Source organism: Actinoallomurus spadix (assembly GCF_024055725.1).
Classification (GTDB): domain Bacteria; phylum Actinomycetota; class Actinomycetes; order Streptosporangiales; family Streptosporangiaceae; genus Actinoallomurus; species Actinoallomurus spadix.
The window spans coordinates 28,147-46,989 of sequence record NZ_JAMXMX010000033.1 but is presented as its reverse complement, the minus strand read 5'-3'; the positions used below and the strand labels follow the sequence as shown (position 1 = coordinate 46,989).

Here is an 18,843-nt window from a genome sequence, read left to right as displayed (position 1 = left end):
CCGTTCAGTCCAGGTCGTCGAGGGTGAGGTGTCCGGGGGCCGGCGTCGGCGCGGGCGGGGGTGGCCCGGCGTGCGGTCCGACATGCGGTCCGACGTCGAACCGCTCCTCGTCGACCAGCGGCGGCCAGACCTCCGGGTTGAGCTCGCCGCGGGTCCGGCGTTCGGCGAGCGTGTCGGCCCATTCGGCCTCGGCGGCCGTGTGCGGCCGGCAGCACCACTGGTGCTCCTCCGGGTCCTCGGCGTAGGAGTCCGGGGTGCAGGTGGCCTTCGGAGCGGACCGGTCGTCCGGGGACGGCCGCTTCACGGCGATCTCATGACCCGACTTGAACCGCGTGAACCAGGCGGCGTCGGCCAGGACCAGGACGTCGCCGACCGCCAGGTCGGGAACGACCTCCGGATCCCAGCACAGCCCCTCGGTCCCCCCAGGCGCCTGAGCGTCCCGATCGGCATCCGCCCGAGCTTGAAGGATCCCTTCTGGATCTTGAAGGTCGTGTCCGGGCGCTCGACGACGGCGCGGTCGCCCACGTGCAGGGCGACGACCTGCGACCCGTCGACCAGGCGCCGTGAGCGCACGTCGAGCCGGATCGGGTCGAGGCCGGTCACCGTCGCCAGAGCCAGCTCGCGGACGCCGGCGTCCGCGGCCCGGTCGCGCGCGGCCGCGGTGTCGGCCAGGCAGGTGAGCTGCTCGAAGCACGTACGGTCGGCGTCCAGCAGGTCGACGTGGGCGTTACGCCAGCGCGGATGCATCCGGGAGAAACGGACCAGGTCCGAGGCCCGCAGCGCGACGCGGCGGCCCCAGACCTCCTGCGCGTCGGCCTCCAGGACGCGGTGCGCCTCCCGCAGCCGGGAGACCCCCAGCCCGCCGAGGACCCGGTGCGCCCGCTCCAGCACCTCGACGCGGTAGTCCAGGGCCGCGCCGACGAGCGCCTCGTACGCCGCCGTGTCCTCCGCGCGGCGGGCCCTGTCGATCGCGTCGGAGGCGACGTTGGACAGCCGCGCGCCGGGGGTCTCCGGCCGCCCCGCGATCGCGTCGGAGACCTCGCGGTGGTCGAGCGGGCCGGTGGCCTGCGCCCAGGTGAGCAGGTAGTCCAGGCGTTCGGCGTCGACGGCCGGGCCACCCGGCGTCAGGTGGGTGGCCAGCACGGTCCGCAGGTCGACGATGGGCGTGCGCAGGCTCATGGCCCGGGCCCGGTCCTCCTCCAGGAGGAAGGCGACCGCGAGCCGCTCGTCGTCGTGCAGGGGCTCCGGCAGCGTGGCCGGCTCCCCGTCGAAGGTCAGGGGCGGCCGGCCCATGTCCAGGTCGTGCTGCCAGCGCAGGCGGCTGAGCTCGACGCCGGCCAGTGAGTCCGCGGCGGTGGCCAGCAGATCGGCCGTCGACCGGTCCGGCACGACCAGGTGGACCGGCCCGGCGCCCGCCTCCCGGCTCTCGCGGATGGCCGCGCCCAGGATCCGCATCACCGCCCGGCGGGTGAATGGGGACTGCGGGTCGGAGAACACCCGCCGCGTCCAGGCGCCCGGTCCGTCCGCCCGCATCCGCCGTACGGCCACGCCGTGCGCGCCGAGCGCCGACGCGTCCGACTTCACGAGGACCAGGTCGATGGTGCCCGGCAGCCCGCACGGGTCGGTGCGCAGGCGCCCGGTCCAGGACGGCAGGCCCGTGAGGGTGGCGCGCACCTGGTCGGCGACGCTCCGCGGCGCGGACCCGCCGGCGCTTCCACCGGACACCAGTCCGGCCACGGCGGGACGCCGGAGACGGTCGATCCCGATCTCGGTGAGGACGGCGAGCGGATCGCCGGACGCGCGCAGCTCCGCCCGGCAGTAGGAGAACAGGTTGCAGGTCGCGCAGCCGCGCGGGTCGAAGGTCGCGGTCAGGCCGGCGACGTACGGGCCGAGCGCGTCCCCGGCCGGGGCCTCGTCGCCGAGTTCGGCCCGGGCCTTCAGCCGCTCGTCGGCCCTCGTGCGGACCTCGACCCGGTGGTCGTCGAGCGACTCTACGACGACCTCGGGCTGCAGGAAGGCGTTACGCGGCACGGCGAGCGCCCCGCAGCGGTGCACGCGCGCGCCCGCCGGCAGTCCGCTCCACGCGGCGGCGGACTCGGCGCCCAGCGCGACCTGCAGGAAGCCCTTCAGCATCCGGCCGTCGTCGATGCGCGAGCGGATCCGCTCGTAGTCCTTGGCGTCGCCCATGATCAGCCAGGAGCCGGCGGTCCGGCCGTCCTCCTCCCGGGGGCAGACGATCGCGAAGTCCGGCTGGACGGTGGTCGCGTCGGGGACGTCCTCCAGGTCGACGTAGGGGACGGCGAGGGCGGTGAGCATCGTCGCCGCGCCGGAGGACTCCGCCTCCCGGTGGGCCAGGGCGAGTTCGGCGGCCGTGCCGGCGACGGTGCCGCGGCAGTCGCGCCGCCGGACGGCCTCCGGGCGGGCGAGGCCGAGTCGCCCGACGGTCGTGGTGAGCAGTTCGGAGACGAAGCGTTCGGAGTGCACGAGGCTCTCGAAGGTCATCGCCCGCGTCCACCGGGCCTCGGGGATCCCGGCGCCGATGTCGGGGTGGCCGATGCCGGCGGCCAGGACCTTGCGCGTTCTGCGGATGATGAAGGGATCGGTCAGCCGGAACCGCTCACACCCGGCATGCGCCGACGCGGCCACGGCACTCGTTCCGCCCCCGGACTGCAGTCCCCCCATGTCCCGCCCTTCACTCCCGGCCCGCTTCGCTACGTGACTGTAAGCGAGAAAGCAGACCACGGAGCCGGGTTCGGCGCCAACACCGGGACACGGCACGCGCGCCGGCCGGCGGGTTCCGGTGGGCCGGGAAGCGTTCGTAGCGGGCCGTACCGCCCGCCGTACGTGATGCCGCCCCGGCCGTCGCGAACGGGTCCTCCTGCGCGGGCCGGATCGAGGACTCCCCGGCCGGCCGACGCGCGCCACGCCGGCCAGGTCGCGCGGCCAGGTCGCGCGGCCAAGTCGCGCGGCCAGGTCGCGCGGCCAGGTCGCGCGGCCAAGTCGCGCGGCCAAGTCGCGCGGCCAAGTCGCGGGGCCAAGTCATGCGGTCGGCCCGTGGCCGTGGCCGCGGCGGGCGTTCCGCGGACCGGCCCGAGCGGGCCGTCGCCGGCGTGCGGCCGGCGCCTCCCCTCAGCCGGCCTGTCCTGCGCATGGCGCTGCCCGTGCGATCGGCGGGACTCTGGGCGCGGGAGGGGCCCCGGGTCTCCGGAACCGCCTCCGGGCACCGTTCGCCGCCGGCCGCCCGGCCGTGTCGCTCCTCCACGCGACCCGGCCATGAGCCGGAGGCGACCGCCGCCCGCCCACGATGGCGACGTCCTGCCACGACCCGCCCGATCGGAGGGTGCACCCGCGCCGCCGCGCGGACGGCCCGCGGTCTACCTGGTCACCGCGGGATGAGCCGGACCACCGGGTACTGCCGATCGGACTTGCTCTGGTACTTCGCGATGCGGGGCTGGGCGGTGGCGATGCGCTGCCAGGCCTGCTCACGCTCGGCGCCCTCGAGCCGGTGCGGTGTCACCGGCACCGGAGCCTGGCCGGGCAGCTCGATCGACGCCTCGTCGGGGTGCGCCATCAGGTTGACGAACCAGTCCGGGTTGCGGCTTCCGCCACCCGAGGCGACGATCAGCCGGGCGTCCTCGCCGTCGGCGAACCAGGCCACGGGCGATTCCCGTTTCTGGCCGCTCCGGCTGCCCACCGTGTGCAGGATCAGCACGTCCATGCCCATGAACGTGCCCTTCCCCTTCCGGAGACGGCGGTTCATACGCGCGTTCATCCGGTGCTGCATCCACCGTGAGAACGCCCCCGGCCCACCGCTCGCGCGCCCTCCGCTCTCTGCCTGCTTACTCTCGGTCATTACTACCTCCAGTCTCGGGGGACGGATCAGCGGAGCTCGTCGACGCGGATCCCGTGCCCGCGGATTCGCGGAAGGCGCCGTCGCGAATCCGGATGGCCGGGTCCATGACGGTCAGGCTAGTTGCGGCCGGACCGCCCGCGCTTCTCGATTCCTGACCGGTCCGGTGATCGCCCGTACGGACGCCGGCACACTCCGCCCTCTCACCCGGGGGGCAAATCACACTGCGTGATCGAATTTGTGATGGTAGGTGCGCTCGAAGGTCATCCGGGCCCGGGACGTCCCGGCCGGGTTCGGCGACATGGACGCCTCGCTGTACCTGCTGCGCCGGCTCCGCCGGTCGGCCCACGGCGGCGCGGGCATCCTCCGCTCGTTCGCGCGCGGCCAGGCGGAGGTCCTCGCCGGGCTGTTGTCGGCCATTCCGGCGATCCTGCGGGCCCGCGACGCCTACGACTACTCCTTCACCGACTGGATCTACCGCCCCACGGCGCTGACGCCGGAGGAGGAGCCGCCGATGTTCTCGCCGATCCCCCTGGATTCGGCCGGGGTCCCCCTGGATTCGGCCAGAGTCCCCGGTCCGGCCGGCGGGCCGGAGACGTCCCCGGTGCCGGCCGGGCGATCAACGGGAGCCTGACCTCGCTCCCGCTGTCGTGCGGGCTGTCAACATGCTCGCCGCCGGTGGGCGGACCGGGTCACGGTCCGCCCACCGGCGGCTTCGACCTTCTCGGCTCAGTTCCGGTCGGTGACCGTGAAGGGCAGTCTGACCTGCGCCGCCGAGTGAGCGCCGGTCAGTGTGACGCGGGTCGTGCCCGGCTTCGCCGATCCCGGGACACTGAGGGTCGCGCCGGAGATCACTCCGTCACCGTTCGCGTGCACCGTGATGGCGGCGAGGCCGGCCCCGAACCTCAGGGTGACCGCTTCGCCCGGCGCGAACCCGGAGGCGTTGACCGTGATGGCGGTACCGCGCGGCCCCGAGGTGTCCGACAGCGTCACCTGCGGCCGGTACGTCCGCGCCTGCGGCTGCTCGGTCACCTTGACGGTCGCCGTCGCCGGTGTCCGTGAGGACGCGCCGGCGGCGGTGACGGAGTACCGGCCGGGCTGTACGCCGCCGGACGCCTTGATCGACGTGTGCACCGCTCCCTTCTCCGAGGCCGCGACCGTCAGGCTGCGCGCCGGGCTGATGCCGAGCTTTACGGTCACCTTCTCGCCGGCGGCGAACCCGCTGCCGGCGACGGTGATCGTGTCACCGGCGGCGGCGGACTTCGACACCGAGATCGTCGGCTGCGCCTTGGCGCGCCCCACGGTCACGGTGAACGTCCCGGTGCCGCTCGACAGCGTGTCCCACGCGGTGACATGCACCGTGTACGTGCCGTCCTGCGCGTAGGTGTGCCGCCCGCTCATCGCGCCGGACGAGCCGACCGTGACGTCCTCGGGAACCGTGCCGTCACCCCACTGGACGCGGGCGTGGTAGCCGGTCGAGTCGGCGACGCCGCCCGTCACCGATCCGAGGTCCGCGGAGAGGGCCTGCCCGGCGGTGGCCGTCTGGTCCTTCGGCGCGGTGATCGCCAGCGCGGCGGTCGGCGTGCCGTCGTCGGCGACGGCGAACACGTGGATCCTGCCCGCCGAGCCGGGGTCGCCGGTCTGCGTCGGGAGGGTCACCGAGACGAGCGTCTTGCCCGCCGGGATCTGGTACGGCGCGGTGGCGAACAGGAACGGCTGCGCGCCGTCCTTGTTCGTGCCGAGCAGGCGGTACGCGGCCTTGGCGACGATGATGTTGCCGTAGGACGGCGTGCCGCCCGGGTTGCCGCCCAGCGTCCAGTCGCTGAACTGGATCGGGACGCTCGCGGTGCTGCCGTCGCTGAACGTCGCCGTCGCGGTCGTGCTCTGGTCGCCCTGGGTGCCGGCGCCGATGAACGCGATGCTCTTGGCGTCGGCGGGCAGGTCGAGCATGATCTTGCGGCCGTTGCCGGTCGCGTCGTCGGGCCGTCCGGCGGGGGTCGCCGGCAGCGTGAAGTGCAGCGCCGTTCCGGGCACGTCGTGCCGCTTGCCCTGGGTCACGCCGGCGTCCGCGAGAGCAGCGCGTGAGTACGCCCACGACTTGGCGTCGCAGTTGGCCGCGAGGGTGCCGTCGTCACCGATGCAGACGGTGTCGAACGCCGCGGTGAGGCTGTTGGACAGCGTGTACGCCACGTCGACTCCGGCGGTCGCCACACCCTGGCCGGTGCCGTCGGTCACGGTGACCTTGGCCTGGTAGTAGCCCGGCTTGGCGTAGGTGTGCGAGCCGCTGACGTTGTACACGCCCCGTGAGCTCAGGGTCAGGGTGCCCGTGGTGGCGGGTGTTCCGTCACCCCAGTCGAGCGTGGCCTGGTAGCCGCTCGCGGTGCCGCCGGTGACGGTGGCCAGCGGTGCGGACACCGCGACGCCGGCCGAGGCGTGCACGCCGCTCGCGGGGGTGACCTCGATGTCGCCGCCGCCGAGCTGGACGTCGCCGCCGGCGAGCAGCTCGATCTCGGCGAGGTTCGTCTGCGCGGCGCCGGTCGTCTTCGTCACGACCAGGCGGTACTGCGGGAACTTCCCCGGCTTATCGATCTTGAACGGCCGGGTCTGGCCGCGCCATGTGAACACCTCGCCGCTGCGCCGGTCGAGGGTGGTCCAGGTGATCCCGTCCCTGGAGCCCTGCAGTTCCCAGTCCGCCGGATCTCCGGCGCTCGCCCCGGAGGTGAGGGTGTAGTACGTCGGCTGCTGCTTGCCGCCGCGGTTGACCCAGGTCACCTGCGGCGTGCCGGAGGCGAAGGTCATCTGCGTGGTCGACGAGTCGTCGAACAGCTTCGCCGCGTCCTGCCCGCCGGTCGCGGTCGCGGTGCCGAGACCGGGGCCGGTGACGTCCTGCAGCGGCTGCGGCACGTCGTTCTTCTCGGTCAGGGACGGCGGTGCGTCCTTCTTGCCGGTGCCCCAGGCCGACGGGCTCGGGCCCATCCGGAAGTCGATCGTGCCGCCGTGGGCGAACACGGACGAGTCGATGGACGTCCGCTTCTGCTTCTCCCCGTTGACCTTCACGCTCTGCACGTAGACGTTCTTCGTGCTGTTGTCGGGCGCGTTGACGACGATGTCGCCGGTCGTGCGATGGACGGTCATCCGGGTGAACTGCGGTGAGCCGATGGCCCAGTTGGGCGAGCCGGCCTGGAGCGGGTAGATGCCGAGCGAGCTGAGGACGTACCACGACGACATCTCGCCGTTGTCCTCGTCACCCGGGTAGCCCTGGCCGATCTCGCTGCCGACGTAGAGGCGCTGCAGGATCTCCCGCACGATCGCCTGCGTCTTGGCGGGCGCTCCGGCGTAGTCGTACATGTACGGGATGTGGTGCGACGGCTGGTTGCTCATGCCGAGCTGGCCCATGCGCACCGCGCGCGCCTCGAGCATCTCGTGGATGATGCCGGTGTACCCGCCGCGGCGGTCGGCGTTCTCCGGGGTGGCGAAGAACTGGTCCAGCTTCTGCTCCAGTGCCTTCTGCCCGCCGAGCAGGTTGGCCAGTCCCATGCCGTCCTGCTGCGCGGTGAACGCGAAGTTCCACCCGTCGGTCTCGGTGTAGACGTCGCCCCAGTCACGCGGGTCGCCGGCGGTGAAGGTGCCGGCGGCGTTGCGCCCCTCGAAGAACTTCGTCTTCGGGTCGAAGAGGTTGACGTAGTTGCGGGCGCGCTGCAGGAAGTACTCCGACTCCTCCTCGAGCCTGCCGCGCTGCTCCTTCGGGGTGGCCGGGTCCTTGGCCAGGGCCGCGCCCATGTTGCCGATGGCGTAGTCGTTGATGAAGCCCTCCAGGGCCCACGACACCGACTCTCCGGTGGAGGTCGGCGTGTAGCCGAGGAACAGCCCGGTCTCGATGCCCTTGCGGCCGACCTCACCGCGCCCGGACGCGACGGTCGCGTCCTTGACGATCGCCTCGTACGCGCCGAGCGGGTCGGGCAGCTTGACGCCGTTCAGGTAGGCCTCGGCCAGCGCGTCGTTCGCGCTGGTGCCGGTCATCAGGTCGGCGTAGCCGGGTGAGGACCAGCGGGCGACCCAGCCGCCGTCGCGGTACTGCTGGGCGAACCCGTCGGCGATCTTCGCGGCGATGTCCGGGTACAGCAGCGAGTACGCGGGCCACACGGTGCGGTAGGTGTCCCAGAACCCGTTGTTGACGTAGATCTGCCCGTCGACGATCTTCGCGCCGGTCTTCGTGGCGGTCGACGTGCCGGTCGGCGCCGACACCGGGCTCGCGTACTGCCAGTGCGGCGCGCCGGCGGTGCCGGTGTTCTCCGACTGGGAGTTCGGGTACAGGTTGAGCCGGTAGAGGTTGGAGTACAGCGTCACCAGCTGCGTCTCGTTCGCGCCCTCGACGCCGATCCGGCCGAGCCGGTCGTTCCAGGCCGCGGTGGCGTCGGTGTGGATCCGGTCGAAGCTCTTGCCGGTGACCTCGAGGTCGAGGTTCTTGTGCGCCTGGTCGACGGAGATGAACGACGTCGCGAGACGCATCGTCACGTCGTGCGCCGCGGAGGTGTCGAACGTCGCGGACGTGGCGGTGGACGCGGTCGGCGCCCGGTCGAAGGTGCCGTACACGAACATCCGGCTGCGGCCGGCCGAATTGCCGCTCCCGTTGTCGACCCAGCCGGAGAACGCGCCGTCCGTCCCGATGGTGAACGTGCCGTTGTAGAAGACGAGGCTTCCGGTGGCCATCCCGGACGGGAAGGTGAACTGCATGATGCCGCCGTGGTTGGTGGGCGACAGCTGCGCGGTCATGCCGTTCTTCATCGCGACCCGGTAGTAGTCCGGCCGGGCGATCTCGTCGTCGTGGCTGAACGCCTGGGCCCGGGTGCCGGGCGCTCCGGTGAGCGACCCGCCGGCGGGCACCGGCATGACCGACATCTGGTTGCGGTCACCCATCCACGGGCTGGGCTCGTGCGAGATCGCCAGTCCCTGCAGCGTGGGCAGGTTGGCCGCGTTGTTGCTGCTCTGATACTCGTACTCCCACGAGTCGGTCGTCGCGTTGGTGACCGGCGTGAAGAAGTTGAAGTCGTTCGGCAGCGCCGTGATCGGCAGGTTGTTGCCGCGTGAGAACGAGCCCGACGCGTTGGTCCCGCGCCGGGTGTCGACGTAGTTCGTCAGGCTGGAGCCGTCGATCGGCGCCGGCTCGCCCGTCACGGTGACGTCGTCGAGCCAGCCCTGGAAACGGGTCGACGCCTTGGCCTGGGGGTTGTCGTAGGCGAGCAGGATGCGGTCGATCGTCTTGCCCTTCGCGACCGCTCCGATGTCGGACTGCACCGCGTTCCACTGGTCGGCGTAGAGCACCTTCGAGGCGCCCTGCCCGGCACCCGTGAACGCGTAACCGTGCTGGTCGACGGGCGACAGCCGACTCAGGTAACTGCCGTCGGTGAAGTGCAGGTCGACGGCCGTGTAGGTCGACGGGTACTGCGCGTCGGCGCCGGTGTACTCGGGGAAGATCTTGTAGGACAGGCGGGTCTTCGGCCCGACCGGGATGTTCACGTCGAACAGCCTGTCGGTCGCGTACGCGCGGCCGTCGGCTTCGGCGCCGCCCGAGTAGCGCAGCGCGGCCGATCCGGTGAAGCCGGCCTTGGGCTTCATGTTGTAGCCGCTGACCGGACCGGCGCCGACGACGCCGACCATCGGGGTGGCCGGCGGCCTCGTGTCCGAACCGTCGCTGATGTTCCAGTCGGCGAGCTGGATGAGCGAGTCGCCGGAGTTCGCGGTGATGTTCAGCCGGTAGTACTCGTAGGCGGTCGTGTTGGTGAAGCCGTAGACGTTGGTGGCGAACCGCCCGCTGAAGCTCTGCCCGGTCCGCTTGTCCAGGTCGGTCCAGGTCTTGCCGTCGTCCGACCCCTGCAGGGTGAAGTCCTTGGGGTCACGGGTCGGCGCGTCGTTCGCGGAGGTCAGTGAGTACTTCACGACCGTCGCGGGCTTGGCCAGCCGGTAGGTCGCCCAGCCGGTCGGGTTGAACGCCAGCCACTTGGTCGACGGGTCCTCGTCCTTGAGCTTCGTGGCGATCTCGTCCGGCGGGTTCTCGGCGCTCGCGGTCACCGCGGAGACCTGGCCGAGCAGGCTGCCGGGCAGTCCGTTGGTGCTCGATCCGCTGAGGTTCCCCTGGACCGGTCTGCCACTCGCGTCGACCTCGGCGGTGCTCGTGGCGGGTTGCGGGTCTGCGGACTCGAACGAGGAGCGGAAGTCGCCGGGCGACGCCGCCGCGCTCGCCGAGGGGGCGACGGCGAGCAGCGATACCGGCATCAGCAGGGCCGCGGCCGCGGCCCATCTCCGGAGGGACAATGGGGTGCGGAGGGGTGGAGACACGATGAGGCGGGGCCTTTCGACTCGATGAGCGCGGGACGCGCCGAACGTCGGGGGTTGCGTGATGGAGCGCGAGTGCGCCTACCGAGTACGCGAGACGGGCTTGCCGTACGTCGGTGTGAGCGAGGGATCAGCGCGGGCCGAAGCCGGGAGCGGTGCCGTGGAGCGGCGACGACCACCGCGACCGCCGCCGCGAACAGGGGCGCAGGTATTCGGCCATGCGGGAACTCCATGGGGGACGGCGGGTTCTGCGGAGGAGCGGCACCCGAATGAAGATCACGGCTAGGGTCTTCCTCGAAGACAACGTTGTCAAGATCGGAACGTGTGACGACTCGCTCACCCTGTGTCCCTCTTGTCCCAAATCCCCCGGCCGCACGGACGAGAGGAAGCGACGCCACGACGGGACGGCCGCCGGCGCAACACCACCTTGGGAGGCCGAGACCGACGGCGAGGTCGATATCAGACAAACCACTCCGCGCGCCCTGACAAGGTTGTCAAGCGAGCGAGGCGTGCCGGTATGGGGCGTCGCACGACCGGCGACATCGGCCGTACGAAGCGGCCCACCATGGTCGACGTGGCGAACCGGGCCGGAGTGAGCCTGAAGACCGTCTCGCGGGTCGTGAACAACGCGCCGAACGTCCAGCCCGACCTGATCGAACGGGTGCTCGCCGCCGTTGCCGAGCTCGGCTTCCGCCGCAACCACCTCGCCGGCTCGCTGCGCTCCGGACAGGCGTCCGCCACCATCGGGCTGCTGATCGAGGAGATCGCCAACCCGTTCTACGCCACGATCGCGGAAGCCGCCGCCGAGGTCGTCCGGCAGCACGACATGATGCTCATCATCGCCAGTTCCGAAGAGGACCCGTCGCGCGAGCGGCACCTGCTCCGGGACACGTGCGCCCGCCGCGTCGGCATCCTGCTCGACTCCGTCGAGATCCACACCATGCGAGAACGCCTCGACGGCGCGTACGACGAGCGCGCCCCGGCCGGCGCGCCGTACGACACCAGGCTCGTCCGGGACGGCATCCGCGATCCGGCGGCGGCCGCCCGGGCCGTCGCCGACCTGCTCGACCGGCCGGACCTGCCGACCGCCTTCTTCACCCTGAACAACCGGATCACCGTCGGCGCGATCGAGGAGCTGTGCCGCCGGGCGGCGACGCCGCACTGCTCGGGTTCGACGACTTCGACCTGGCCCGCCTGGTGCCGTACCCGCTGACCGTGATCGCCTACGACACGCGCGAGCTGGCCCGGGTCGCCACCGAACCGCTGTTCCGCCGGATCGAGGGAGACCGGCCCCTGCCGCGTACGGTGGTGCTTCCGACCGAACTGGCCGCCCGGGGCGCTCCCCGGCCCTGACCAGGCCCCCGCGCGAGAACACAGGACGGGAGGTGTCCCGTCGGTCCAGGCCGAGGCCGGACTCCCCTGCCTGGCTCGCGCTGATAGACTCTCAGCGCAGCTCAACGCCCGTAAGCCGGGTCACCTCGGGAAACGATCGGTGTTCCCAGGGTTGGATCCAGGCCAAGGCGGGAATCTTGTGACGGTATCCAGCGTTCATGTCTAGCAGAACGCACGCCGTCTGGGAGGCACGTCACGATGGCCGAGCGCGCACTTCGCGGCACCCGGCTCGGAGCCACGAGCTACGAGAACGATCGAAACACCGACCTGGCCCCTCGCCAGGAGGTCATGTACGACTGCCCGAAGGGCCACCGGTTCACCGTCATCCTGGCCGCCGAGGCCGAGGTGCCGATGACCTGGGAGTGCCGGAGCTGCGGTGCGACGGCCCTGATGGTCAATGGCGAGATGCCCCAGTCCAAGAAGGGTAAACCGCCCCGCACGCACTGGGACATGCTCATGGAGCGCCGCACGATCGAAGATCTGGAGGAGGTCCTGGCCGAGCGACTGGCCGTCCTGCGCGCACAGCGCAGAAGGACCGCGTAACCGACACCCCGAACGCACACGGGCCGTGCCGTCAGCCCCTCGACGGCGCGGCCCGTGCGTCGTTCTCAGCGCCGGTCCGTCTCCGGGTCCTCCTCGATGACCTCGCCGCGCACCACCCGGGGCCCCGGCTCCGGTTCCCCGTCCCCGGGCCCAGGGACGTGCACGCCGCCGAGGTCTCCGAACCGCAGAGTCGCGCCGCGCCGCGCCGCCGACATCCGCCGCGCGACGTACCGCGACAGCAGGCGGCGCACCAGCGGCCGGGTGAACGGCAGCACGAACAGGAACCCGAAGAAGTCCGTCACGAAACCGGGCGTCAGGAGCAGCACGCCGCCGACCAGGACCAGCCCGGCGTCGGCCAGTTCCCGTTCGGGCATCCCCCCGGCGCCGAAGGTCTCCTTCAGTGCACGCCAGGCCCGCCGCCCCTCGTGCCGGATGATCCAGGCGCCCAAGACGCTCTCGGCCAGCAGCAGCGCCACCGTCGGCCAGCCACCGATGGCCTCGCCGACCTGGATGATCACGTAGATCTCCAGCACGGGCAGCAGCAGGAACGCGAGGAACAGCGCCACGGGGAGCATGTCTCCATTGTGGCCCGCCGGCGCGATGCTCTGGACGGCATCGTTCCCCGGTGCCCGGGCGGCGGCCGCGGACCGTGACGAGCAGACCCCTGCCGTCCGGAAGGAGAGGCAGTTGGCGGTGATTTGAACCCTGTGACGGCATGGCGCACCGACCCACGGGTACCGGTCCATATCGAGAAGAATGCGCAGGTCAACGGGGGGTTAACAATGGTGAGGCTCATGCGCAGGGCTGGTATCACGTCCGACACCATGTACATCGCCGGAATCGCGTCCATCCTGGCGTCATTCGCCAGCTGGGCGATGTCGCTGAAGGCGGAGGAGCACGCCGGACTGGACCGCGCCGACCGCTGGGGCATCTTCATCGGCGAGTGGGCACCGACCTTCTTCGCGCTCGGTGTCGCGCTGCGGATGGAGGAGGAGTACGGCGAGGAGAGGCCGCACGAGGGGGCCGAACGAATGAAGCAGCGGGCCCGTGAGGCGATGCCGGTCAGCTGAGCCCGGACAGGCCCTCGGGGAACGGCGTCCGGAGCCCCGGTTGGGCGAGCTGCCACGTCTCATCCGGCCCATGATGGCCCTGCTGAGACGGTCCCTGCCGCCGGACCAGCAGGAGTACGGGTGGGAGCTGAAGTGGGACGGAGTCAGGGCGGTCGCCTACGTGCAGGGCGGGAGCGTGCGGTTGATGTCCCGCAACGACAAGGACATCACCCGCTCCTACCCGGAACTGGCCGCCCTGGCCCGGATGCTGCGCCGGCCGGCGATCCTCGATGGTGAGATCGTCGCCCTGCGCGGCGGGCGGCCGAGCTTCGCGACCCTGCAGTCCCGGATGCACGTCCAGCGGCCCGGTGCACGGCTCGTCCGGGCCGTACCGGTCCAGTACTACCTGTTCGACCTTCTGCATCTGGGCGAGGAGTCGCTCCTGAGCCGCCCGTACACCGAGCGCCGTGACCGCCTGGACGAACTCGGCGTCGACCGGCCCCCGGTGCGCGTCCCCCCGTGGTGGCGGGGCGAGGGCGAGACGGTCTCCTCGGTGGGCCTGGCCCAGGGGCTGGAGGGCGTCGTCGGCAAGCCTCTGGCCTCCCCCTACCTTCCCGGGCGCCGGGGCCCCTGGATCAAGGTCAAGAACGTCCGTCACCAGGAGGTGGTCGTCGCCGGGTGGCTGCCCGGCGCGGGCCGCCGCGTCGACACGGTCGGGTCGCTGGTGCTCGGCGTCCACGACGACGGGCTGCGGTACGCCGGGAGCGTGGGAACCGGATTCACCGAGGCGGATCTGCGGGACCTCGCCGCGCGGCTGGCGCCGCTGGCCCGGGACGAGGAGCCCTTCGACCCGCCCGCACCCCGCGACGTCGCGCGGCGCGCCCGCTGGGTGCGGCCCACGCTGGTGGGCGAGGTGGCCTTCGCCGAGTGGACCCCGGACGGTGTCCTGCGCCACCCCAGCTGGCGGGGGCTCCGCCCGGACAAGCGGCCCGAGGACGTGCACCGCGAGGAACCCGCGCGGTGAGGTTCGGCGACGTGCCATGAACCGCCGGAGTCGCGTCGTTCTTCCGGCGTGTCCATTTGCGGGATCATGGTGACGGCAGCAGAGTTGCCCCGGCGTCCCGTCCGGTCGCGTTCCGGTCCCCGCCGGGCGCCCGGCCGGGCCCCGGAACGTCGATCGTCACTGATCCCTCATGCTTTGGAGTCTCGTCGTGCGCAAGCGTGTGCTCGTTCTCGTCGCCGTGGCCGGGCTCGGCCTGGCGGGCTGCGGTGGCAGCGGATCCGCGCATCAGGACAAGTCCGCGGCGTCCACGCCCGCGAGCGGTGCGGCGGCGGGAGAGCCACTGCCCAGTGCCTCCCCGAAGGGCGACAGCGACGCCCCGACCTGCACGACGGTCACCTACCGCGTCACCGGTACGGGCGTCGAGGTCACCGCGAAGGTGGGCAAGACCCCCATCACCCTGAACTTCGAGGCCGACGACGCCGACGACAACCCCGTGACGGGCGATCCGGCGACCTCCAGCGTCACGTACGCCTTCAAGGGCGCCGACACACGGCACACGCTGCTGATCAAGGGCGTGAAGTCGCCGCACCACGTGACCGTCATCGCCCTGGGCACCGACCAGGACAGCTCCTGCCGCGCCTACGCGGCGTAGCACGAGCCGGAAGGCGGGCCCGTCATCACGCGGGCCCGTTCAGTCCCGAGTCCGTTCTGCCCCGAGTCCGTTCTGTCCCGGGTCCGCTCAGTCACGGGCCCGCGCGCGTACCTGGTCGGCGATGTGGTCGGCGATCGCGAGGGCGGACGTCGCCGCGGGCGAGGGCGCGTTGCGGACGCTGACGACCGGGCCGAGGTGGTGGATGGCGAAGTCGTCGACGAGGGCGCCGTCGCGGTCGACGGCCTGCGCGCGGACGCCGGCCGGGGCCGGCGCCACGTCCCGGGCCGTCAGCTCCGGCACGTACGCGCGCGCCTCGGCGATGAACCGCCGTTTCGACAGGGACGTCAGCGCCTCGCGCACGCCGGCCCGCCAGTGGGCCCGGGCGAGGCGCCGGAACCCCGGCCATCGGAGGATCTCCCGCAGGTCGGCGAGGTCGACGTCGCCACGCCGGTAGCCCTCCCGTGCCGTGGCGAGCACCGCGTTCGGGCCGATGTCGACCGTGCCGTCCACCCGCGGGGTGAAGTGGACGCCGAGGAACGGGTAGGCGGGGTCCGGCACGGGATACACGAGCCCCCTGACGAGATCCCTGCGGTGCGGGACGAGCCGGTGGTACTCGCCGCGGAACGGAACGATGGCGGGCGCCGGCTCGTCCCCGGCGAGCGCCGCGACACGGTCGGACTGCAGTCCGGCGCAGATCACGAGACGGTCGACGGTGACGCTCTCCGCCGCGGTGCGCACGACGACCCGCGCGCCGGTCCGTTCCAGCCCGGTCACCTCCCGGCCGAGGAGCACCCGGGCGCCGGCCGCTCGCGCGTCGCCGGCCAGGGCCCGGGCGATCAGCCGGTAGTCGACGATGGCGGTCGTCGGGGAGTGCAGCGCGGCGAACCCCCGCACGTGCGGCTCGAGTTCCGCGAGCCCGGCCGGGTCCAGGCGGCGCAGTCCCGGTACACCGGCCGCCCGCGCCCGGGCCTCGATGGCGCGGAGCCGCCCCGCCTCGTCCGCCGACCGCGCGACGATCACCTTGCCGATCTCCTCGTACGGCAGGTCGTGCTCGGCGCAGAACTCCTTGATCCGGCGTGCGCCGTCCCGGCACAGACGGCTCTTCAGCGAGCCCGGCGGGTAGTACACGCCCGCGTGGACCACCCCGGAGTTATGCCCGGTCTGGTGCAGCGCGACGTCGGCCTCCTTCTCGAAGACCGTGACCTCGTGATCCCACCGGGCCAGCCGGCGCGCCACCGAGAGACCGACGATCCCGGCTCCGATCACACCGACGCGGAGAGTCATGTGGGTCGCCCTTCAGCCCGGTCCGTGCGGCCCGTGCCGTCCGTGCCCGCCGTGCTCCGCTGCGGCCGCACCGGAGCCGCGGAACCCGCCGGTGGGCGGGCGCCGCGGCCGGGTCAGTGCCGCTCCCGCCCGGTGAGGCGCCCCAGCCAGTAGGCGGCGCCCCACCCGGCGATCCGCTGAAACGCCTCGATCATGATCGCGCGGCTCATCTTGCTGGCACCGTGCGTGCGCTCGACGAACCGGATCGGCACCTCGGTGACCCGCAGGCCCGCGCGTACGGTCCGCAGCGTCAGGTCGACCTGGAAGCAGTAACCCTGCGACGCGACGCCGTCGATCTCGATCTTCTGAAGGGTCGTCGCGCGGTAGACGCGGTACCCGCCGGTCGAGTCGCGCACCGGGATGCCCAGCATCAGCCGCGCGTAGATGTTCGCGCCGCGCGAGAGGACCTCGCGGTTGACCGGCCAGTTCTCCACGGTGCCGCCGCGGACCCACCGGGAGCCGATGACCAGGTCAGCCCCGCCGAGCGCGCTGAGCAGCCGGGCCAGTTCCTCGGGCTGGTGCGACCCGTCGGCGTCCATCTCGACGAGCACGTCGAAGCCGTGCTCCATCCCCCAGTGAAAGCCCGCGATGTACGCGGCGCCGAGGCCCTCTTTGCCGGCCCGGTGCATGACGTGCACCCGCTCGTCGGCGGCGGCGAGCCGGTCGGCGATCTCCCCGGTGCCGTCGGGGCTGTTGTCGTCGGCGACCAGGATCTCGGCCTCGGGGACGGCGGCGCGCACCCGGGCGACGATGCTCTCGATGTTCTCCCGCTCGTTGTACGTCGGGATGATCACGAGCACCCGCCCGATGTCGTCCGTGTTCTGCACCGGTCAGGCCCCCCTGCTCGTCTTCCGTGTCCTCCACGCCGCGGCGACCGCCGCCGCGAGTCCCAGCAGCGCCAGCACCCACTCGGGAGCGGCGCCCAGGTGATCAGTAAGCGTACGCGAGGTACGCAGCGGCACGCGGCGGACCTGGATGTCCGGGGTGAATTCCTTTGACTGGGTCAGGACCTTCCCGTCCGGCGCGATGATCCCGCTGATGCCGCTCGTCGAGGCGACGAGGACGCTGCGCCCGTGTTCGACCGCGCGCAGCCGCGACATCGCGAACTGCTGCGGGGGGAGGCTGGTGCGTCCGAAGGTCGCGTTGTTGGTCTGCACGACGAGCAACGGGGCGTCCGCGACGTCCCGCACCAGCCCGTCGTAGGCCACCTCGAAGCAGATGACGTCTCCGATCTTCACCGGACCGAGCTGAAGGGATCCGCGTGAACGGCCCTTGACGAACTCTCCAACCTGGTCGAAACGGGTGATGAGCTTTCGCAGCAGGCCACGGAAGATCGGGATGTACTCGCCGAAGGGCAGCGGGTGGCGCTTGACGTAGTACGCCCCGGGGCCCTTGGCCGGGTCCCACACGATCCCGCGGTTCTCGACGTGCTCGCCGTCTCCGGTGTCGATGACGGCGCCGACCAGCACCGGCACGCCGACGTCCTTGACCGCCGCGTCGATCACCTCGCGGGCCCCGTCGTCGGCGTAGGGGTCCAGGTCGCTGGAGTTCTCCGGCCAGATGACCAGGTCGGGCTTGGGCACCTGACCGGCGCGGACCTGCTCGGCCAGGCGGTGGGTCTGCCGGGCGTGGTTGTTCAGGACGGCCTGGCGCTGGCCGAGGAAGTCCAGGCCGGCACGGGGGACGTTGCCCTGGATGACCGCGACGGTCACCGACCGGCCGCCGGTGGGGCGGGAGACGAACATCCCGGCCGCGCCGAGCAGGAGCACGGCGGCGAGCGCGAGGGCCGCCGAGCGGACCGGCCGCCCGGTCACCCGGCCCGGCGTGCCCGCCGTGGGAGCGGTCTCCTCCTCCTGGGCCGCGGCGCCTTCGTGCCTGCCCGTGCCGCCCCCGGTGACCGGGTCGGCGGCCGGGCCCGGGGAGGTGTTCCATCGGCGCCACAGGAGCAGGGCCGCCGCGGCGAGCAGCCCGCCGGTGAGGGCCGTGAGGAAGCCGACCAGCGGCGCGCCGCCGATCGAGGCGTAACCGGTGAAGGGTGATGCGGTCTGGCTGAACGCCAGCCGGGCCCAGGGGAAGCCGCCGAACGGCACCCGGCCGCGGATGAGCTCCTCGGTGATCCACGCCGCGGCCGTCCAGACGGGCCAGCCGGGCAGGCGCGTGACGAGGGCCAGGCCGGCGCCCAGCAGCGCGAAGTAGAGGGCCTCGAAGAGGCTCAGCGCGATCCAGGCGTCCATGCCGACGGGCCGCAGGCCCTCGAAGGTCGGGAAGGAGAACGCCAGGCCGAACAGCATCCCGAGTCCCGCGCCGCGGCGCCAGGTCCGGCCGCGCAGCAGCAGCGCGAGCATCGCGGTCGCCACCGGCGCCAGGGGCCACCAGCCGATCGGAGGGAACGCCGCGGCCAGCAGCAGGCCGGCCAGCACCACACCCGCCGGGCGCGGCAGCCACGCCGGAATCCGCGACCGCCGGTCGCGTTCGGCGACGCCAGGCGTCTTCTCGGCGAGCAACTCCTGCGCCACCAGCACTCCTCATCAGGTCCGACCGTCGACGGAACGCTACCCGCCGGTGGGGACCGGGACGAATACGGGCAGGCCGCGTCGTACGGATGATCCCACTTCCAGCGTGAAGTCGCACGAATCGGGCGACGCTGAGAGGCCCGAGGGCGCTCACGTGCTCAGGCGGCCGCCGGAAGACCCCATGC

15 protein-coding genes are annotated in these 18,843 nt (G+C 72.3%); 7 read left to right on the top strand and 8 right to left on the bottom strand.

The window, feature by feature from the left end:
* Positions 1 to 4: 4 nt before the first annotated feature.
* From NE235_RS33075 to NE235_RS33065, 3 genes are all read right to left on the bottom strand, one after another.
* Positions 5 to 304 carry a hypothetical protein gene (locus NE235_RS33075; protein WP_252810055.1) on the bottom strand — a complete coding sequence of 100 codons (300 nt, stop codon included), beginning with the start codon at positions 302 to 304 and terminating at the stop codon, positions 5 to 7.
* Positions 301 to 2,682 (bottom strand): hypothetical protein, encoded by a 2,382-nt coding sequence (locus NE235_RS33070; RefSeq protein WP_252810053.1) that lies wholly within the window; start codon positions 2,680 to 2,682, stop codon positions 301 to 303. The genes NE235_RS33075 and NE235_RS33070 overlap by 4 nt, the downstream gene beginning before the upstream one ends.
* Before the next feature lie 700 nt (positions 2,683 to 3,382).
* Complete coding sequence (locus NE235_RS33065) at positions 3,383 to 3,772, bottom strand: nitroreductase family deazaflavin-dependent oxidoreductase (protein ID WP_289849561.1); 390 nt, start codon at positions 3,770 to 3,772, stop codon at positions 3,383 to 3,385.
* 328 nt (positions 3,773 to 4,100) lie between these two features.
* On the opposite strand from NE235_RS33065, the gene NE235_RS33060 reads away from it, so the two are divergent.
* A complete protein-coding gene (locus tag NE235_RS33060) occupies positions 4,101 to 4,484 on the top strand; it encodes a hypothetical protein (protein ID WP_252810049.1) in 384 nt (127 codons plus the stop codon).
* Positions 4,485 to 4,579: 95 nt separating this feature from the next.
* Here the strand turns inward: NE235_RS33060 and NE235_RS33055 are convergent, their stop codons facing one another.
* The gene (locus NE235_RS33055; protein ID WP_252810047.1) at positions 4,580 to 10,123 is read right to left on the bottom strand and encodes a GH92 family glycosyl hydrolase; all 5,544 of its coding nucleotides are present in this window, start codon (positions 10,121 to 10,123) and stop codon (positions 4,580 to 4,582) included.
* Positions 10,124 to 10,700: 577 nt separating this feature from the next.
* Between NE235_RS33055 and NE235_RS33050 the strand changes: the two genes are divergently transcribed.
* The 3 genes from NE235_RS33050 (at position 10,701) to NE235_RS33040 (ending at position 12,118) form a co-directional block, all read left to right on the top strand.
* Positions 10,701 to 11,396 (top strand): LacI family DNA-binding transcriptional regulator, encoded by a 696-nt coding sequence (locus NE235_RS33050; protein WP_252810044.1) that lies wholly within the window; start codon positions 10,701 to 10,703, stop codon positions 11,394 to 11,396.
* Positions 11,321 to 11,536, top strand: coding sequence for a substrate-binding domain-containing protein (locus NE235_RS33045; protein WP_252810042.1), 216 nt, complete (start codon positions 11,321 to 11,323; stop codon positions 11,534 to 11,536). The genes NE235_RS33050 and NE235_RS33045 overlap by 76 nt, the downstream gene beginning before the upstream one ends.
* Positions 11,537 to 11,773: 237 nt before the next feature.
* Positions 11,774 to 12,118, top strand: coding sequence for an RNA polymerase-binding protein RbpA (locus NE235_RS33040; protein ID WP_252783493.1), 345 nt, complete (start codon positions 11,774 to 11,776; stop codon positions 12,116 to 12,118).
* Positions 12,119 to 12,183: 65 nt separating this feature from the next.
* On the opposite strand, the gene NE235_RS33035 is transcribed toward NE235_RS33040, so the two are convergent.
* Positions 12,184 to 12,693, bottom strand: coding sequence for an FxsA family protein (locus NE235_RS33035; RefSeq protein WP_252810040.1), 510 nt, complete (start codon positions 12,691 to 12,693; stop codon positions 12,184 to 12,186).
* Positions 12,694 to 12,912: 219 nt separating this feature from the next.
* Here NE235_RS33035 and NE235_RS33030 point away from each other — a divergent pair, with 219 nt between their 5' ends.
* The 3 genes from NE235_RS33030 (at position 12,913) to NE235_RS33020 (ending at position 14,822) form a co-directional block, all read left to right on the top strand.
* Positions 12,913 to 13,188 (top strand): hypothetical protein, encoded by a 276-nt coding sequence (locus tag NE235_RS33030; RefSeq protein ID WP_252810038.1) that lies wholly within the window; start codon positions 12,913 to 12,915, stop codon positions 13,186 to 13,188.
* Positions 13,189 to 13,258: 70 nt separating this feature from the next.
* Positions 13,259 to 14,191: a non-homologous end-joining DNA ligase gene (gene ligD, locus NE235_RS33025; protein ID WP_252810036.1), complete on the top strand. Its 933-nt coding sequence runs from the start codon at positions 13,259 to 13,261 to the stop codon at positions 14,189 to 14,191.
* A 187-nt stretch (positions 14,192 to 14,378) separates the two neighbouring features.
* Positions 14,379 to 14,822, top strand: coding sequence for a hypothetical protein (locus tag NE235_RS33020; RefSeq protein WP_252810035.1), 444 nt, complete (start codon positions 14,379 to 14,381; stop codon positions 14,820 to 14,822).
* An 87-nt stretch (positions 14,823 to 14,909) separates the two neighbouring features.
* On the opposite strand, the gene lhgO is transcribed toward NE235_RS33020, so the two are convergent.
* The 3 genes from lhgO to lnt form a co-directional block, all read right to left on the bottom strand.
* Positions 14,910 to 16,106: an L-2-hydroxyglutarate oxidase gene (gene lhgO, locus NE235_RS33015; protein ID WP_252810034.1), complete on the bottom strand. Its 1,197-nt coding sequence runs from the start codon at positions 16,104 to 16,106 to the stop codon at positions 14,910 to 14,912.
* Between the two features lie 113 nt (positions 16,107 to 16,219).
* Positions 16,220 to 16,972, bottom strand: a complete 753-nt coding sequence (locus tag NE235_RS33010; protein ID WP_252810033.1) for a polyprenol monophosphomannose synthase — start codon at positions 16,970 to 16,972, stop codon at positions 16,220 to 16,222.
* Positions 16,973 to 16,975: 3 nt separating this feature from the next.
* Positions 16,976 to 18,661 (bottom strand): apolipoprotein N-acyltransferase, encoded by a 1,686-nt coding sequence (gene lnt, locus NE235_RS33005; RefSeq protein ID WP_252810032.1) that lies wholly within the window; start codon positions 18,659 to 18,661, stop codon positions 16,976 to 16,978.
* Positions 18,662 to 18,843 lie beyond the last annotated feature (182 nt).

Bases quoted from the DNA above. Each gene is read 5' to 3' on its own strand.
- NE235_RS33065 (WP_289849561.1), bottom strand. From the start codon at position 3,772: ATGAACGCGCGTATGAACCGCCGTCTCCGGAAGGGGAAGGGCACGTTC.
- ligD (WP_252810036.1), top strand. From the start codon at position 13,259: ATGATGGCCCTGCTGAGACGGTCCCTGCCGCCGGACCAGCAGGAGTAC.
- NE235_RS33040 (WP_252783493.1), top strand. From the start codon at position 11,774: ATGGCCGAGCGCGCACTTCGCGGCACCCGGCTCGGAGCCACGAGCTAC.
- NE235_RS33070 (WP_252810053.1), bottom strand. From the start codon at position 2,682: ATGGGGGGACTGCAGTCCGGGGGCGGAACGAGTGCCGTGGCCGCGTCG.
- NE235_RS33030 (WP_252810038.1), top strand. From the start codon at position 12,913: ATGCGCAGGGCTGGTATCACGTCCGACACCATGTACATCGCCGGAATC.
- NE235_RS33035 (WP_252810040.1), bottom strand. From the start codon at position 12,693: ATGCTCCCCGTGGCGCTGTTCCTCGCGTTCCTGCTGCTGCCCGTGCTG.
- NE235_RS33055 (WP_252810047.1), bottom strand. From the start codon at position 10,123: ATGCCGGTATCGCTGCTCGCCGTCGCCCCCTCGGCGAGCGCGGCGGCG.
- NE235_RS33050 (WP_252810044.1), top strand. From the start codon at position 10,701: ATGGGGCGTCGCACGACCGGCGACATCGGCCGTACGAAGCGGCCCACC.
- lhgO (WP_252810034.1), bottom strand. From the start codon at position 16,106: ATGACTCTCCGCGTCGGTGTGATCGGAGCCGGGATCGTCGGTCTCTCG.